This window comes from Roseovarius lutimaris, from assembly GCF_900115165.1.
GTDB lineage: Bacteria > Pseudomonadota > Alphaproteobacteria > Rhodobacterales > Rhodobacteraceae > Roseovarius > Roseovarius lutimaris.
Window position 1 is genome coordinate 83,366 of record NZ_FOVP01000004.1, and the last position, 15,868, is coordinate 99,233.

Sequence of the window (15,868 nt, forward strand, 5' to 3'; positions counted from 1 at the left end):
CGGACGATCATGCGGTAAATTTCGGCTTTTCCGGGACATATGTTCGGAAAAGCCAAACAAATGAGAAAACGGTCGCGACGGCGCGGAAACTGCCCTAGCGTGAAGGCCGCAAGAACAGGAATTTCGTAATGAGCCATCACCAGCCGAAAATTGAGACCTCCCCCAAAGTGTCAGACGAGGTGCGCAAGACCACCTGTTACATGTGCGCCTGTCGCTGCGGCATCAACGTGCATCTCAAGGCCGGCAAAGTGGCCTATATCGAGGGCAACCGCGACCACCCCGTGAACAAGGGTGTGCTCTGCGCCAAGGGGTCGGCCGGGATCATGCAGGTCAACGCCCCCTCGCGCCTGCGCACGCCTCTCAAACGGGTTGGGCCGCGCGGCTCTGGTGAGTATGAGGAAATAAGCTGGGATGAGGCGCTTGAGATCGCGACCGGCTGGCTTGCGCCGATCCGCGAAAAACACCCCGAAAAGCTTGCGTTTTTCACAGGCCGCGATCAAAGCCAGAGCTTTACAAGCCTCTGGGCGCAAAGCTTTGGCACTCCGAACTATGCCGCGCATGGCGGGTTTTGCTCGGTCAATATGGCCGCTGCGGGCATCTACACCATGGGCGGCGCATTCTGGGAGTTTGGCCAACCCGACTGGGATCACACCAAGCTTTTCATGATTTTCGGCGTGGCCGAGGATCACGACAGCAACCCGATCAAGATGGGCATCGGCAAGATCAAGGCACGCGGTGCACGCGTGATCGGCGTCAACCCGATCCGCTCGGGTTATAACGCGGTGGCCGATGATTGGGTCGGGATCACGCCGGGCACAGATGGTCTTTTTATCCTGTCGCTGGTGCATGTGTTGATGAGTGCAGGCAAGATCGACCTTGATTACCTGTCGCGCTATACCAACGCGCCGGTTTTGCTGAACGGCGATGAAACCTCACCCGAATTCGGCCTGTTCCTGCGCGATGATGATGGCAAACCGCTGGTGATTGATCGCAATACCGGCAAGCTGGCGGCGTTCGACACGCCCGGCATTCGCCCAGACCTTCACGCCACGCATCGCGCGGCGGGTGTTACCCATCGCCCGGTCATGCATCACATGGCCGAACGCTATCTTGATCCGCAATACGCCCCCGAGGCGGTCGCCGAACGCTGTGGCATCACGCCCGAAAAGATTCACCGCATCGCAGCCGAGATCGCCCGCGTCGCCTTTGACGAGGCGATCACCCTGGATCATGAATGGACCGATTTCCGCGGCGAAACCCACAAGACCATGACCGGTCGCCCGGTCAGCTTTCACGCCATGCGCGGCATTTCGGCCCATTCAAACGGGTTTCAGACCTGCCGCGCGCTGCATGTGCTGCAAATCCTTCTGGGCACGATCGAGGTCCCCGGCGGCTTTCGCTTCAAACCGCCCTACCCCAAACCGGTCAGCGCCCATCCCAAGCCGCACAGCGGGGTCAATCCCGGCATGCCTCTCAACGGGCCGCATCTTGGCTTTGTGCAGGGCCCCGAGGATCTTGCGCTGCAGGATGACGGCACGGCGGTGCGCATAGACAAGGCCTTTACCTGGGAAAACCCGATGTCCAGCCACGGATTGATGCATATGGTGATTTCCAACGCCCATGCCGGTGATCCCTACAAGATCGACACGCTGTTCATGTATATGGCCAACATGTCCTGGAACTCGTCGATGAATACCGGCGGCGTGATCAAGATGCTGACCGATACCGACGAGACTGGTGAGTATGTGATCCCGCGCATCATCTATTCGGATGCCTACAGTTCGGAAATGGTCGCCTATGCCGACCTGATCCTGCCCGACACCACCTATCTTGAGCGTCATGACTGTATCTCGCTGCTCGATCGCCCGATCTGCGAGGCCGACGCCGCCGCCGACGCGATCCGCTGGCCGGTGATCGAACCCGACCGCGATGTGCGCGGCTTTCAATCGGTGCTCTGCGATCTTGGCGCGCGGCTTGGCCTGCCGGCCTTCACCAACGCCGATGGTGGCCAGAAATACGCCGATTATGCCGATTACATCACCAACCACGAACGCCGCCCCGGCATCGGCCCGCTCGCCGGTTTCCGGGGCGCGACGGGGGATGAGGTGGGGCGTGGCGCGCCCAACCCGGAGCAACTTGACCGCTACATCGAAAACGGCGGCTTTTTCGTCAACCACATCCCCGAGGGCGCGAATTACTACAAACCCTGGAACACCGCCTATCAGGATTGGGCCGTCGGCATGGGCATCTATGACGCGCCCCAGCCCTATGTTTTCGACCTTTACGTCGAACCCCTGCGCAAGTTTCAACTCGCGGCCGAAGGTCATGGCGACCGTCAGCCGCCCGATCATCTGCGCGCGCAGATCAAGGCAACGCTCGACCCTCTGCCAATCTGGTATCCGTCCCTTGAGGATGACCATATCGACACCGCCGAATTCCCGGTACACGCGCTGACCCAGCGCCCGATGGCGATGTATCACTCCTGGGGAAGCCAGAACGCCTGGCTGCGCCAGATCCACGGCCATAATCCGCTCTATTTGCCCACCAAACTCTGGGAGAAAAACGAATTTGCCGATGGCGATTGGGCGCGCGTCACCTCGGCTCATGGCACGATCACCGTGCCGGTGGCGCATATGGCGGCGCTCAATGAGAATACGATCTGGACATGGAACGCGATCGGCAAACGCAAAGGCGCCTGGGCCCTGTCCGAGGACGCCCCAGAGGCGACCAAAGGTTTCCTGCTCAACCACCTGATCCATGAACTTCTGCCGCCCAAGGGCGATGGCTTGCGCTGGTCCAACTCCGACCCCGTGACAGGTCAGGCCGCCTGGTTCGACCTGCGCGTGAAGGTCGAGAAAACCGATGCCCCCGCCGAGAGCCAACCGGCGATGAAACCGCTCAAATCCCCGGTGCCCCAAGGCCCCGATCACCTGGAATGGAAGGTGGGCAAATGACACAATCCGCTTTTCTTCTGGCCCTAAATATCCCGGGGGAGTCGCGCCCTGCGCGACGGGGGCAGCGCCCCCAAACCCCGCTCACATCGCGCAATCCCGAGGTGGTCCAATGACAACCCTTCCCAAACAAACCACCCGCAAACTGGGTCTTGTGATCGACCTTGATACCTGCGTTGGCTGCCATGCCTGCGTGGTGTCGTGCAAGGGCTGGAACACCGAGAATTACGGCGCGCCCCTGAGCGATCAAGACCCCTACGGCGCCGATCCTTCGGGCACGTTCCTGAACCGGGTGCACAGCTATGAGGTTCAGCCGCTGGCGACCTCAAGCATGCCACACCCGGCGGCGCAGCTGGTGCATTTCCCGAAATCCTGCCTGCATTGCGAAGACGCCCCCTGCGTCACCGTCTGCCCCACCGGGGCAAGCTACAAGCGGGTCGAGGATGGCATCGTCCTTGTCAACGAAACCGACTGTATCGGCTGTGGCTTGTGTGCCTGGGCCTGCCCTTACGGCGCGCGCGAACTCGACGCCGCCGAGGGCGTAATGAAGAAATGCACGCTTTGCGTCGACCGCATTTATAACGACAACCTCCCCGAGGTTGACCGCGTTCCCGCCTGCGTGCGCACCTGCCCGGCCGGGGCGCGCCATTTCGGCGATTTTGCCGATCCCGACAGCAATGTCAGCAAACTCACTGCCGAGCGTGGCGGCATGGATCTGATGCCCGAACAGGGCACGAGGCCGGTCAACCAATACCTGCCACCCCGCCCCAAGGATCAGCTTGATCAGCCCAAACCGGTTGGGGAAATCGACATTCTTGCCCCGTTCCTTGCCCCGGTCATGGACGAACCCAAGGGTTTCCTTGGCTGGCTCGACAAAGCTCTGGAGAGAATCTGAGATGCATCCCGCCCCTTCCGTCATCGTCTTCACAACACTTTCCGGGCTTGGCTTTGGCCTTTTGATCTGGCTCGGGCTTGGCCTGCCTGCCGTCACCGGCTGGGTGGCTTTCGCCTTTTTTGTCATCGCCTACGGCCTCGCCGTCGGCGGGCTTATGGCCTCGACCTTTCACCTTGGCCGTCCCCAACGCGCGATCAAGGCCTTTAGCCAATGGCGCTCAAGCTGGCTTAGCCGCGAGGGAATCTGTGCCGTGGCCGCTTTGCTGGTGATGGGTCTATATGCCGCCGCCCTGGTGTTTCTGGATATGCGAATTCCAGTTCTCGGTTGGCTTGGCGCGCTTTTGTCGCTTGGCACCGTGTTCACCACCTCGATGATCTACGCCCAGCTGTCGACCGTCCCTCGCTGGAAAACCCCGCTGACGCCTGCGCTTTTGGTGTCGATTTCTCTGGCCGGTGGCGCGCTTCTGGCGGGTCAGGCCAGTGCGGCGCTGATTCTTTTGCCGGTGGCGGGGGTGATACAGGTGCTCTGGTGGGTGCGCGGTGACGGCGCCTTTGCCGCCAGCGGCACCGATATGGCAAGCGCGACGGGCCTAGGCGGCATCGGCAGCGTGCGCGCCTTCGAGGCGCCCCATACCGGCACCAATTACCTCCTGCGGGAACTGGTGCATCAGGTCGGGCGCAAGCACGCCCTGAAACTGCGGGCCATTGCGCTTGGGCTTGGGTTTATCCTGCCGGTGCTGATGCTGTTGGTGCCATTCACACATGCCATGGCGCTTTTCGCCGTGATCAGTCATGTCGCGGGCATCGCTGCGTCACGCTGGCTGTTCTTTGCCGAGGCCGAGCATGTGGTCGGCCTCTATTACGGCAAGCGCTAGGCGACCCGAACGCGAGGCCGCCTGTCAGGGCGGATGAGCGGGCCGATCACGCCCAGCCATCCGTCCATTCATCGACTTTCGGTTCGATCCGCCGCTTGCGAAACCGCATCCAGCGCACCCGGATTGCCCAATAAAGCGCCGCCAGTAGCGTCAGAAGCACGATCTTGACCCAGGGAATAATCCGTACATCGGGGCCATCGACCGCCCAGACACTGACCGCGTTGGGATAGATCGACAGGAATTCATTGCGCCAGCCATAGTGGCGCACCACCACCCATTGCGGCTTGGCATCGTTCTTTTTGGAAATAAGATCAGATGCTTCGGCCTGAAGGTTGCTGGTGTCGAACTTGAAATAGGGCGGCCAGCCCCAGCCTGTGTCTTCGTTGCGATAGATCATCGGCTTGTCATTGGTGCGAAAGGCCTGAATGAAAAACACATCGCGCACGGTTGCATCGGTGGCCTCGCCGGTGTCGGCATTGGACCAGAACATCGAATTGCTGCCCGGATCGACCCGCTTTTCATAGGTGTCGGTGATCCGCGCCACATCGTGCTGTGGCAAGGTATAGTGCAGAAACGCAATCACCAGCAGCCAGAACAGCCCTCGTATCGTCCATTTCACATAGCCCATTGCGGCCCCCTTACATAAAATTCGTAAAATAGATGATCGCCGCGATCACCGTGATCGGCACAATATAGACCAGCCAGATCAAACGCCGCCTGAGCGAGTGCTGATATTGCGCCATTCCAGCCTCTATATAGGCATCCTTGTCGCCGGGCCTACCCGTGTTTTGCCATTCCGTTAGAAGTTTGCCCCGCCGCACCGACCGCGAGTACAGGGAAATGCTGACATAAATGACTGTCAGGATGATAAAACCAAAGACGACCAGTCGCAGCAATGCCAACATCTGTGTGTTTCCCCCGGTCAAAAACCGCGCCGCGCGACCAAAGTCGCATTTATACCCGGCGGTTCTAGCGCAGAATCATGCTAGGGTGCACCCCGCAACGCCCCAAAAAGGAGAATACCATGTGTGACGCATGTATCATCAACGCGGTCAAAGACAGAATGCTGTCGCGCCGCGCCTTTTTCACCGCAAGTGCCGCCGCAGGGGCCGCCACCGCGCTTGGCCCGCTTGCCGCGCCTCCGGCCATGGCCGCCGGTCACGGCAAGGTCGAGGACCTGACCCATACCTATGACGCGGATTTCCCGACCTATTTCGGAAAGCCCGGCATCTCGACGGAACAGAACTTCAATTTTGCCGAACACGGGCTGAACCTGATGACACTCACGGTAAACGAGCATACCGGCACCCATGTCGATGCGCCGCTGCATTTCTCTGCTGACGGCGCTTCGGTCGACGAAATCGCGCTTGATCATCTTGTGGCGCCGCTTTGCGTGATTGATATCACCGCCAAGGCCTCTGACAACCCCGATGCACAGCTTACGCCGGATGATCTCAAGGCATGGATCGCCGCCAATGGCGACATCCCCGACAATGCCTGTGTCGCACTTTATTCCGGCTGGGGCACCAAGACCGCCACGGATGCCTTTCGCGGCTTTGACGGCGAGAAACAGCATTATCCCGGCTTTCATGTCGAGGCGGCGCAGATGCTGCTTGAAACCGGGGCCGGCTCGATTGCCAGCGATACCCTCTCGCTTGATCACGGGATTTCGGCCGATTTTGCGACCCATTACGCTTGGCTGCCCACCGGCCGGTTCGGGATCGAATGTCTCGCCAATCTTGACAGGCTACCCGCCTCGGGGGCGACGATTGTCGTGGGCGCGCCCAAGCATCGCGGCGGCACCGGCGGGCCTGCGCGTATCTTCGCAATGATCTGAGACCGTCAAACGACAGGGCCGGACCATTCCGGCCCTGCCTGACAGGCTTGTGACGTGACATTTCAACCGCAAGACTTACGGTAAGGGCGTGAATGTCGCCCTGAACGGAGCCTTTATGCGGTATCTGCTTGTCCTTTTCGCCCTTATCTTTCCCGGCCTTGCCCCGGCAGCAGAACCCGCCGTCGACAGCGCGCGCTGTCACGCTGAAATTCCCTGTCCGCTTGGGGATCGCTCCTATCATGTGAAAGAGCCGGACGATTGGGATGGCATCACGCCGCTTCCGGTGCTGCTTCATTTTCACGGCTGGATGCGACAGGGCACCCTGATCGTCAAACACGGCCGCATTTCCGGCGCGACCCGGCGCCGTGGTGTCCTGCTTCTGGCGCCCAACGGGGCCGGTAAGACCTGGGATTTCTGGACCTCTGCCACGGATGACGTCGATTTTGCCGCCGCCGTGATCAAGGACGCCGCCAGGCGCTATCCCATTGACCACAGCCGGATTTACGTTTCGGGCTATTCCTATGGCTCGGCCATGGCCTGGCGTTATGTCTGTGAAAACGGCGATGACGTGGCCGCGCTTCTGGCGATCTCGGGCACCCTGCGCCAGTCAGAGACCTGCCCCACCGCCCCCGCCGAGGTGCGCCATGTGCATGGCACTTCGGATACGGTGATGGATTTTCCCTTTGGACCGGGGGGCGACACGACCTATCCGGTCAAACTCTGGCGTGACAGGCTTGATTGCGACGGCAAGCCGCGTGACCTTGGCACATGGGATATCACCCGGCATGACAGGTTCAAGCGCACGCAATGGAGCGATTGCACCGGCGGGCAGGTGACGCTTGACGTGCATGAACGCGGCCATTTCATCCCGCGCGGCTGGATCGCGCGACAGCTGGATGAGTTGCTCGACCTGCCGCCATCTTACCCGTAATCCGGCCCCACCTGTGATTTTCGCAGCAATGGGATGACCTTGCGCGCAGAACCCTCTATGAGCAGGTCTGACATCCCTGGCCTTACGGGTCCGATCACATGACCAAAACGCCCGCCAAGATCAAACTGCCGCTTTATTCGGCCGCTGACCGCGACAACCTGCGTTGGCTTTGGGCCAGCTACCTGAAAAAGCGGTCGCCCTGGCTCTTGCTGGTGCTTGTCATGATCCTTGTGCAGGGTGTGGTTTATCAGCAATTTCTGTCGATCACCGAAGACGGCCTAAGGGTGATTTTCGACAATGGCACGGCGCGTGAGCTGGCGATGGTCTGTGTTGTGGTGTTCTTTCTTTTCGCTGTGCGCGGGGCCATGGGTTACCTTGTGCCACGCCTTACCGTCTGGGTCAGCAACAGCGCGATCTTTGAAATGCGCCGTGATCTGATTGGCCACATGATGGATCTCGACCTCGCCTATTTCGAGCGCACCAAATCCGGCGAAATCATACAGCGGCTTGTGACGCAAACCCAACAGCTTGGGCAATTCATCGGCCTTTCCACCGCCAACGCCCTGCGCGATGCGGTCACTGTGGTGATCGTGTCGGCCTATCTGATCTACAAGAACCCGCTGCTGTTCACCGCCGCCATTCTGGTGCTGCCGTTCATCATCCGGGTGATGAACTTCGTGTCGGCCCGCGTCAAGCAGGTGCAGGGCGAGGCCGAGCATGCGCTTGGCGATTACATGAACGGGATCGAGGAAACCGTGAGCGGGATGCGCACGGTCAAGATATCCAGTCAGGAACAGGTCGAGGCCGCGCGGCTTGAAAAAGCAACTGGCAGGATTCGCGATCTGGCAGCACGGGTTCAGCTTACCCAGGCCCTCGTGATGCCCTCAATCGACCTTAGCTCGGCCTTTGTCTATGTGCTGGTGATTGGCGGCGGCGGGTATATGGTGCTTAGCCCTGCCTTTGATGTGGATGGTGCGGGCATCATCACCTTTCTGCTTGGCATGGTACTTGTGTTCGATCCCGCGCGTCTTTTGGCGCAATACCTTGGTTCCCTTCAGGCGCATGTCGTGTTGCTCGACCGGGTGCGCGGCCTGTTTCATGAGAGGCCGACAATCACCGCTGCGCCGGGGGCCCTCGCCACGTTCGACACCGGCGGCGATATCGCGCTCGATCAGGTGCGGTTTTCCTATAGCCCGGACCAGCCGCTGTTTGACGGGCTGTCGATGGTGTTCAAAGGCGGGCAGGTCTCGGCCATCGTCGGCGCGACCGGGTCGGGCAAAACCACGATCCTGTCGCTTCTGTCTCGGCTTTACGATGTTCAGGGCGGCCAGATCACCATCGGCGGCACGGCCATCGACAAGGTGCAGCTTCGCGCGTTGCGCGGGGCGTTTTCCGTGGTGGCGCAGGATATCGTCATCTTCAACAACTCGATCTGGGAAAATATCCGCTATGTAAAGCCCGAGGCGACGGATGACGACATTTGGCGCGCGGCCGAGAATGCCGAGATCGCCGATCTGATCCGGGCGCGCGGCGACGCCCCGGTTGGCCCCAAGGGGGCGCAGTTGTCGGGCGGGCAAAAGCAACGCATCGCTATCGCCCGCGCGTTTCTGGTCGATGCGCCGATCCTTTTGCTGGACGAGGCAACCAACGCCCTTGATCAGGCCACCGAGGCGCGGATCAAATCGGCCCTGACGCGTCTGACCCAGGGGCGCACAACGATTGTCGTGGCGCATCGCCTTGCGTCAATTACCGACGCCGATAGCATCCATGTGCTAGAGGCCGGCGCGCTTGTCGAACAGGGCAAGCACGGCGATCTGTTGAAAAAGAACGGTCATTACGCACGGCTTTATATGGCGCAAAAGCAGAGCCAGGCAAGCAATTAACGCAACCCGTCCTCGCCTTTGACCTCGGCCACGCCAAGCCCGCCCATACGCTCGTGTATGCGCCCACCCCGCGCCATCGCGAGGATGAACAAAAGCTCGTCGGCGCGAGGGCCATCGGCAAGGCCCACCTCCATCCCGTCAAAATGGCTGCGCACATAGGCGGCGTTGATATGGCCAAGCGGCACGTCGATGCGCGTGCCCGGACCGCCCTGCTTCATCGACGAGGGCACAATCGCCTTGGCCTCGCCAAGGCGCGCACGCATCGCATAGCCCCCTGGCACATGCCAAAGCGCGGTGTGTTCAAGCTCACCCCGCTCGCCCGCCATGGCGGCCTTGCCATAACCGTCGATGCCGGTCATTCCGCCCATCGCCTCGATCAGGCGGTCGGCCATCATCAGGCCAAGCGGCTTGAGATCCTCCATCGCCGATTGCAGATCTTCGGTGTAACCGTCGGCAAAGGGGTTTTTGACCAACGCCGCAATCGCCCCGCGACGGCGCGAGCTTTCGGGCGCGGGGCCGCCGTCGTGGTGAATGTCCTCGATGAAAATCGCGGTTTTGCGCAGGGTGAAATCAGGCATGCAGTGCCTCCTTTGTGATCAGGGTTTTCAGGGGCAGATCGCCCAAGATCCGACAGTGCCCCGCAAGCATCAAAACCGCCCCGGCAATCAGCCCGGCCGCAAGACAGGTCTCGGCATATTCTACGCCCGCACCAAGCGCGCGCTCGACCTCGGCGCGCGTCAGGTGCCCCACTGACCGCGTGACAAGGCGTGCGCCAAGGTCGCTCTCGGGGGACACGTCACTTGCGGGCAGGCGCGTTACCGCAGGATGATCCGGCAAATCAACCGCATTGGCGATCATCGTGGCGGCCGCATCGGCGGCGGCGGCGGTTTTGGCCAGCACGGTCACACTCTCGGCAATGCCGCGCGACAGGCTTCGACCGGCGCGCCCCGAGGTGGCAACCCCGCGCACCGACGTGTCATGACCAATCGCCAGCCGCGCCACCGGATCGGCGGCAACTATGCCCTGCATCACCTGACCTCGCGTGAGGTGAAAGGCGATATCGCCACCGTTGTTGACATAGGCCTTGTCGATGCCCGGACCGTCACACAGCGCCGCCAGAATCTCTTCGGCACCGGCCCCGGCAACGGCGGCCATGGGCGTAATGAACTGCGGCGCAAAGGGGGTCACCGCATGCACCATGCGCCGTGCCACCGGCCCTTTGGGCATCGGCCCCGTGGCGCGGCGCAGGCGCGGCAACTCATTCACCAGTTCCTGCAACAGCCCCGCAAACCGATCCGCCGCGCGGGCAAATCCCGCCTCTTGTCCCGGCCCCTCGGCGCCGACGATCATGTCAATCGGGCCGTGGTGCAAGTGAAGCCGCCCGCCCGCGATCCGGGTGATCTGTTCTCCGGTCATTCGCCGTGCTCCGGCGCGCGACCAAGGCCACGGAAGTCAGCGCCATATTCGCCGCCCGATTCCAGAATATCCGAGATCGAGCGCACCGCCCCGTCATGCCCGCCAAGCGCGCGGAATTCCGCGCGCGGCAGGGTGAATTCAAGCGGCGCGACAAGCGCCGGGGTCGGCACATAGCCAAAGCTGCCCTCGGGCATCGCCAGCACATCAACCATCAGGGTGATGCCGCCCCCCGGCCAGATATAGGCCGCCGCCCCGCCACAGGTGACGTGGGTTCTGCGCGCCTGAACCGAACGGGTAAGGCGCACCGGGTTGCGCGTGACACCAGAGCGCAGCGAGCCCCCGGCCCCGGCCTGAAACATCACCGTACAGAGCGCCGGTTCGCAGTTCTCGGCAATAAGATCGACCGACGCGCGTAGCGCCTCGGGCAGCGGCGCGGGTTGCGGCACAAGATCGTCGTCGAGCACGTAGAACCCGTGATGCTCGCCCGTGGTCGAAACCATCAACAGGCGAAGCCCCGCACGCGCGCCCTTCTTTTCCCACCATGGGTTGAGGATGCTGAGCGGGTCCTCGATATCGGTTCCGCCCCAGCCGCGCCCCGGCCCGGCGACCTGAAAATACCGCCCCGGAGTCGAGCGACGGCCCTTGATGCGAATGCCGGTATCGGGCCAGCCAAGAACCTTGCCGGCCTGATGCTCGCTCACCACGCCGGTGATATGGTCATCGACAACGACCACCTCGTCGACAAGCCCCTGCCATTGGCTGGCGAACATCCCGATGGTGGCCGAGCCACAGCCGACACGCATGCGATCCTCGCGCTGACCATCGACAATCGGCGGCTGACCGGCCCGCACGATCACGCTGGCGCCGCCGTCGATGTCCAATTCCACCGCCTCGCGATTGCACAGCCGGAGCAGGGCGTCACAGGTCACGCGGCCCTCGGATTTACTACCACCCGTAAGATGCTCGACACCACCAAGCGAGAGCATCTGACTGCCATATTCGCCGGTGGTGACATGGCCGATCGCCTCGCCATCCGCGCGCACGGTCGCGGCCTCGGCGCCAAGGTGGCGGTCGGTGTCGATCTTCACCTTGACGCCACAATAGGAATAGATCGCCTCGGTCACCACGGTGACAAAATCGGCGCCCGCCACTTCGCGGCTCACGATAAAGGGCGCGGGTTTGTAATCGGGATAAGTGGTGCCCGCGCCAACGCCGCTCAGGAACAGGTCATCACCGCCCAGATCGCCATCCCAATCGGCATTGAGGAACGGGCGTACTTCGCCGCCGACCTCAACCCTACGGTCAAGTATGGTAATGGGATCACAACGGATGATCCTGCCGCCCTCATTGGCATAGCGATCACAGGCACCAACCTTGCCGGGGGCGATATAGCACATCACAGGGCAGGCATCGCAGCGGATCTTTTCGTCGCGCGCGCCCCGCTCGGTCATCCCCTTGCCTTTCGGATGGCCGCCAAAACCCGGTGCGGCAACGCCGGAAGGTCGGTGATCCGCGCGCCGGTGGCATGGCGGATCGCGTTCAGGATCGCGGGCGCGGTCGGGATCAACACATGCTCGCCCAATCCCTTGGCGCCCATCGGCCCCTCGGGGTCGGGCACCTCGACAAAGATCGTGTCGATTCGGGGCATGTCGCCACTGGTCGGGATCAGGTAATCATGCAGGTTCTCGGTGCGCCCCGGAATGTATTCCTCCATCAGGGCCATCCCGAGACCCTGCGCCACGCCGCCTTCGACCTGCCCTTCGGCCAAAAGCGGGTTGATCACCCGGCCAAGATCATGCGCGGCAGTGATCCGGGTTACCTTGACGGTGCCAAGCACGCTATCGACCGCCACCTCGGCGATCTGTGCGCCATAGCCATAGACCGCATAGGGCGCGCCCTGTCCGTCCTTGTCCAAGGGTGTGGTAGGCGGATCATAGGTTTCCTCGGCCATAAGCGCATAACCTTGCGGACCCGGCGCAAGGGCAGAAAGATCAATCCACCGCTCGCCCGCGCCATCGCTGACCACAAGCATTTGCCCGGTGAGGGCAAGCCGCGCCTCGGCGCCCATATTGCTCAGGCTCAGGATTTGCGCGCGCAACGCACGCCCCGCAAGCCAGGCCGCCTTGCCGGTCACACAGGTCTGGCGCGAGGCGGATGTCTTGCCACAATCCGGCGTCAGGGCGGTATCGGGGCCGATAAGATCGAACGCCGCCAGCGGCAGGCCCAAGGCATCGGCGCAAATCTGCGGGATCACGGTATTGGCGCCCTGCCCGATATCGGTCGCCCCCTGATGCAGCGACACCCGCCCCTCGGGCGTCAGGCCAAGGCGGATGGTCGAAGGGTTGGCAAGCCCGGTATTGCCACAACCATACCAACAGGACGCAACCCCGACGCCATGACGCATCGCGCCGCCCTTGGCGTTGGCCTCTTCAGCGCGACGCAGCGCGGCCTGCCACGGCTCTTGCAGGGCGTCAAGACAGGCGGTTATGCCAACACCCTGCAACACCTGACCACAGACCGTGGCCTGTCCGTCCTGCAAGGCATTGAGGCGGCGAAAGGCAAGCCGGTCGATGCCGGTTTTCTCGGCCAGATCGTCATAAAGCCCCTCTTGCAGGATCGTCGCCTGCGGCACGCCAAAGCCGCGAAACGCGCCTGAAATGGGGCTAAAGGAATGGCGCGCATTGGCGACGGCAAGATAGGCGGGCACGAGGTAAGGGCCAGAGGCATGCACCGGCACGCGTCCGGCCACCGTCGGGCCCCAGCTTGCATAGGCGCCGGTGTTGAACTCACCGGTGAACTCCATCGCTGTGATGCGACCCTGTGCATCGGCGCCGATCCGCGCCTGCATCTTCGAGGGATGTCGCTTGGTCGAGGTCGCCATCGATTCCGCACGGCTAAATACCATCCGCGCGGCGCGCCCGGTCTTGAGCGTCACGAGGCCGATCAGCGGCTGCACCGTCATGTCAAGTTTCGCGCCAAACCCGCCGCCCGCCGCCGCCGGGATGATCCGCACCCCTTCGGGCGGCAGGCCAAGAACGCGGGCGGTATCGTCGCGATCCATGATCGGCGCCTGGGTACAGGCCTGAATGACAAGCTGCCCAGCTTCAAGCCAGGCAACCCCGGCCTCGGGCTCGATATAGGCGTGTTCGATATAGGGCGTGCTCACCTCGCCCTCGGCCAGATGGCTGGCGGCGTCAAACCCCGCCTCGAGATCGCCACGCGCGACCCGGCCCGTGACCAAAAGGTTATCGGCGCGCGCCGCATGCACAAGCGTATCGGTGCGGTCGTGCCATGTGACCGGAAAGCCCGCCAGATCAAGCCCCTCGATCACCGAAGGCACACCCGCCACAAGCGCCACCGCCTCGCCGCGCATGCGCACATGGGTTTCAGCCAGAACCGGCTGATCGGCGAAGGCGGGCAACACCCCAAAGCGGTTTTCCCCGGGCACATCGACGGCGGTAAAAACCTGAACCTCGCCTGCCTGCGCGGCGCACCAAGCCGCGATATCGCCAAGCTCAAACCCCATCGGTGCATCCGGCGCACGCACCGCACGCACCAGCAAGGCCCCGCTCGGCACATGATCGGCGCCATAGACCTCGGTGCCAGCCACCTTGGCCCCGCCATCCAGCCGCTCGATCCGCGCGCCAACCGCGTGGCCGGCGGCGGGCGCGGGCGGTGGCCCGCCGGGGTCTGCGACGTCAAGAATGGCCTCGATGATCTTGGCGTAACCGGTGCAGCGGCACAAAACCCCGCCAAGCGCCTCTTCCACCTCTTCGCGCGTCGGGGCGGCCACCCGCGCCAAAAGCGCCTTGGCCGCGATCAGCATGCCCGGCGTGCAAATCCCGCATTGCGCCGCGCCATGGCGCAAAAACGCCTGTTGCAGCGCGGCCATATCAAGCCCCTCGATAGTGGTTACCTCGCGCCCTGCCGCCTGCGCGACCGGCGTGAGGCAAGCACAGACCGGCGCGCCATCAATCAACACCGTGCAGGCCCCGCAATCGCCCGCATCACAGCCAACCTTGGTGCCGCGCAATCCCATATCCTCGCGCAGCACCTCCGACAGGCGCCGACCCGGCGCAACCGGCAGGGCCACCGATGCGCCATTGACCGTCAGGGTCAGGCTCTCAAACGTCAGGGTCATGCCGCCGCCCTGCCTTCGCGCGACACCAGATCGCTCACCGCCCGGCGAATAAGCTCGACCGCCGCATCGGCGCGATAGATCGCATCGGCACGAATATCGTCAATCGGGCTCAGGTCGGGGGTGATAAGCGCCGCCTCAACCCGTTCAATCAGCGTGGCATCGGCGCGCGCCCCGATCAGCGCAGCCTCCTGGCGGGGCAATCTTTGTGCCACCGCGCTACAGGCACCAACCGCCAATGCCGCACTGCGGATATGACCGGTCTCAATCTCAAGGCGCGCGGCCACCATTGCGATGGAAATCACCAGATAGGCCCGCGCGCCGAGCTTGAGAAACCGCGACTGCCCGCCGGTCTGTGCCCTGGGGATCAGGACCGCCGTGACCATTTCGCCGGGGCGCAAGGAGGTCTGGCGTACCCCGGTGATGAAATCACCAAGCGGCACCCGGCGCGTGGCGCCAAGCGCGGCGATCTCGACCTCGGCCCCAAGCGCCAGAAGACAGGGCACCCCGTCGGCGGCCGGCGAGGCGTTACAGATATTCCCCGCCAAGGTTCCAGCGGTCTGAATTTGCACCGACCCGACCTCGCGCGCGGCCTGCTTGAGCATATCAAAACCGGGCGGCAGATCGGCGTGCAGGATATCGGCCCATGTGGTGGTCGCGCCAAGCCGGATATGATCGCCCTCCTCCCCAATCCCGCGCAGCGCGGCAATCGCGGTGATATCAAGCACCGGACCAGTGAGACCGCGCGCGCCTGTTGCCGGGAAAAGATCGGTACAGCCCGCCGCGATCGCCAGCCCCGGACCGGCCAACAGGCCAAGCGCCTCTTGCAGGGTCGTGGGGCGGTGATAGGGGTCCATGCGCTCTCCGACATCAGATGGGCCGATGCGTGGCCCCGCCCGAATGGTGCGGCAGCGTCGGCGCCCCTGTCAACACGACAGTTGCC

13 protein-coding genes are annotated in these 15,868 nt (G+C 62.8%); 6 read left to right on the forward strand and 7 right to left on the reverse strand.

Going from position 1 to position 15,868, the window contains the following annotated elements; all coding sequences use genetic code 11:
- Window positions 1-128: 128 nt before the first annotated feature.
- The 3 genes from BMZ91_RS04715 to BMZ91_RS04725 all read left to right on the forward strand — a co-directional run bounded on the left by BMZ91_RS04715 (window position 129) and on the right by BMZ91_RS04725 (window position 4,720).
- Window positions 129-2,954 carry a molybdopterin oxidoreductase family protein gene (locus BMZ91_RS04715; RefSeq protein ID WP_092835283.1) on the forward strand — a complete coding sequence of 942 codons (2,826 nt, stop codon included), beginning with the start codon at window positions 129-131 and terminating at the stop codon, window positions 2,952-2,954.
- Between the two features lie 109 nt (window positions 2,955-3,063).
- On the forward strand, window positions 3,064-3,846 hold the full coding sequence (locus tag BMZ91_RS04720; RefSeq protein ID WP_092835285.1) for a 4Fe-4S dicluster domain-containing protein: 783 nt from the start codon (window positions 3,064-3,066) through the stop codon (window positions 3,844-3,846).
- Between the two features lies 1 nt (window position 3,847).
- Entirely contained in the window at window positions 3,848-4,720 is an 873-nt protein-coding gene (locus BMZ91_RS04725) for a dimethyl sulfoxide reductase anchor subunit family protein (RefSeq protein ID WP_092835287.1), read from the forward strand.
- A 46-nt stretch (window positions 4,721-4,766) separates the two neighbouring features.
- On the opposite strand, the gene BMZ91_RS04730 is transcribed toward BMZ91_RS04725, so the two are convergent.
- Entirely contained in the window at window positions 4,767-5,348 is a 582-nt protein-coding gene (locus tag BMZ91_RS04730) for a DUF1523 family protein (protein WP_092835289.1), read from the reverse strand.
- 10 nt (window positions 5,349-5,358) lie between these two features.
- Window positions 5,359-5,625, reverse strand: a complete 267-nt coding sequence (locus tag BMZ91_RS04735; protein ID WP_092835290.1) for a hypothetical protein — start codon at window positions 5,623-5,625, stop codon at window positions 5,359-5,361.
- 119 nt (window positions 5,626-5,744) lie between these two features.
- On the opposite strand from BMZ91_RS04735, the gene BMZ91_RS04740 reads away from it, so the two are divergent.
- From BMZ91_RS04740 to BMZ91_RS04750, 3 genes are all read left to right on the forward strand, one after another.
- Window positions 5,745-6,557: a cyclase family protein gene (locus BMZ91_RS04740; protein ID WP_092835526.1), complete on the forward strand. Its 813-nt coding sequence runs from the start codon at window positions 5,745-5,747 to the stop codon at window positions 6,555-6,557.
- 115 nt (window positions 6,558-6,672) lie between these two features.
- A complete protein-coding gene (locus BMZ91_RS04745) occupies window positions 6,673-7,488 on the forward strand; it encodes a CE1 family esterase (RefSeq protein ID WP_092835528.1) in 816 nt (271 codons plus the stop codon).
- 98 nt (window positions 7,489-7,586) lie between these two features.
- A complete protein-coding gene (locus BMZ91_RS04750) occupies window positions 7,587-9,371 on the forward strand; it encodes an ABC transporter ATP-binding protein (RefSeq protein WP_092835291.1) in 1,785 nt (594 codons plus the stop codon).
- Here the strand turns inward: BMZ91_RS04750 and BMZ91_RS04755 are convergent.
- The 5 genes from BMZ91_RS04755 to BMZ91_RS04775 are packed head-to-tail and all read right to left on the reverse strand — an operon-like array spanning window position 9,368 to window position 15,782.
- On the reverse strand, window positions 9,368-9,949 hold the full coding sequence (locus tag BMZ91_RS04755; protein WP_092835293.1) for an amino acid synthesis family protein: 582 nt from the start codon (window positions 9,947-9,949) through the stop codon (window positions 9,368-9,370). The genes BMZ91_RS04750 and BMZ91_RS04755 overlap by 4 nt on opposite strands.
- Window positions 9,942-10,787 (reverse strand): UPF0280 family protein, encoded by an 846-nt coding sequence (locus BMZ91_RS04760; RefSeq protein WP_092835295.1) that lies wholly within the window; start codon window positions 10,785-10,787, stop codon window positions 9,942-9,944. Before BMZ91_RS04760 ends, BMZ91_RS04755 begins: the two co-directional genes overlap by 8 nt.
- The gene (locus BMZ91_RS04765) at window positions 10,784-12,238 is read right to left on the reverse strand and encodes a 6-hydroxynicotinate reductase (RefSeq protein WP_092835297.1); all 1,455 of its coding nucleotides are present in this window, start codon (window positions 12,236-12,238) and stop codon (window positions 10,784-10,786) included. Before BMZ91_RS04765 ends, BMZ91_RS04760 begins: the two co-directional genes overlap by 4 nt.
- Complete coding sequence (locus tag BMZ91_RS04770; RefSeq protein WP_092835299.1) at window positions 12,235-14,928, reverse strand: molybdopterin-dependent oxidoreductase; 2,694 nt, start codon at window positions 14,926-14,928, stop codon at window positions 12,235-12,237. The genes BMZ91_RS04765 and BMZ91_RS04770 overlap by 4 nt, the downstream gene beginning before the upstream one ends.
- Window positions 14,925-15,782: an FAD binding domain-containing protein gene (locus tag BMZ91_RS04775; protein ID WP_092835301.1), complete on the reverse strand. Its 858-nt coding sequence runs from the start codon at window positions 15,780-15,782 to the stop codon at window positions 14,925-14,927. Before BMZ91_RS04775 ends, BMZ91_RS04770 begins: the two co-directional genes overlap by 4 nt.
- Between the last annotated feature and the right edge of the window lie 86 nt (window positions 15,783-15,868).

Bases quoted from the DNA above. Each gene is read 5' to 3' on its own strand.
- BMZ91_RS04725 (WP_092835287.1), top strand. From the start codon at position 3,848: ATGCATCCCGCCCCTTCCGTCATCGTCTTCACAACACTTTCCGGGCTT.
- BMZ91_RS04715 (WP_092835283.1), top strand. From the start codon at position 129: ATGAGCCATCACCAGCCGAAAATTGAGACCTCCCCCAAAGTGTCAGAC.
- BMZ91_RS04770 (WP_092835299.1), bottom strand. From the start codon at position 14,928: ATGACCCTGACGTTTGAGAGCCTGACCCTGACGGTCAATGGCGCATCG.
- BMZ91_RS04755 (WP_092835293.1), bottom strand. From the start codon at position 9,949: ATGCCTGATTTCACCCTGCGCAAAACCGCGATTTTCATCGAGGACATT.
- BMZ91_RS04730 (WP_092835289.1), bottom strand. From the start codon at position 5,348: ATGGGCTATGTGAAATGGACGATACGAGGGCTGTTCTGGCTGCTGGTG.
- BMZ91_RS04745 (WP_092835528.1), top strand. From the start codon at position 6,673: ATGCGGTATCTGCTTGTCCTTTTCGCCCTTATCTTTCCCGGCCTTGCC.
- BMZ91_RS04735 (WP_092835290.1), bottom strand. From the start codon at position 5,625: ATGTTGGCATTGCTGCGACTGGTCGTCTTTGGTTTTATCATCCTGACA.
- BMZ91_RS04765 (WP_092835297.1), bottom strand. From the start codon at position 12,238: ATGACCGAGCGGGGCGCGCGCGACGAAAAGATCCGCTGCGATGCCTGC.
- BMZ91_RS04760 (WP_092835295.1), bottom strand. From the start codon at position 10,787: ATGACCGGAGAACAGATCACCCGGATCGCGGGCGGGCGGCTTCACTTG.
- BMZ91_RS04750 (WP_092835291.1), top strand. From the start codon at position 7,587: ATGACCAAAACGCCCGCCAAGATCAAACTGCCGCTTTATTCGGCCGCT.
- BMZ91_RS04775 (WP_092835301.1), bottom strand. From the start codon at position 15,782: ATGGACCCCTATCACCGCCCCACGACCCTGCAAGAGGCGCTTGGCCTG.
- BMZ91_RS04720 (WP_092835285.1), top strand. From the start codon at position 3,064: ATGACAACCCTTCCCAAACAAACCACCCGCAAACTGGGTCTTGTGATC.
- BMZ91_RS04740 (WP_092835526.1), top strand. From the start codon at position 5,745: ATGTGTGACGCATGTATCATCAACGCGGTCAAAGACAGAATGCTGTCG.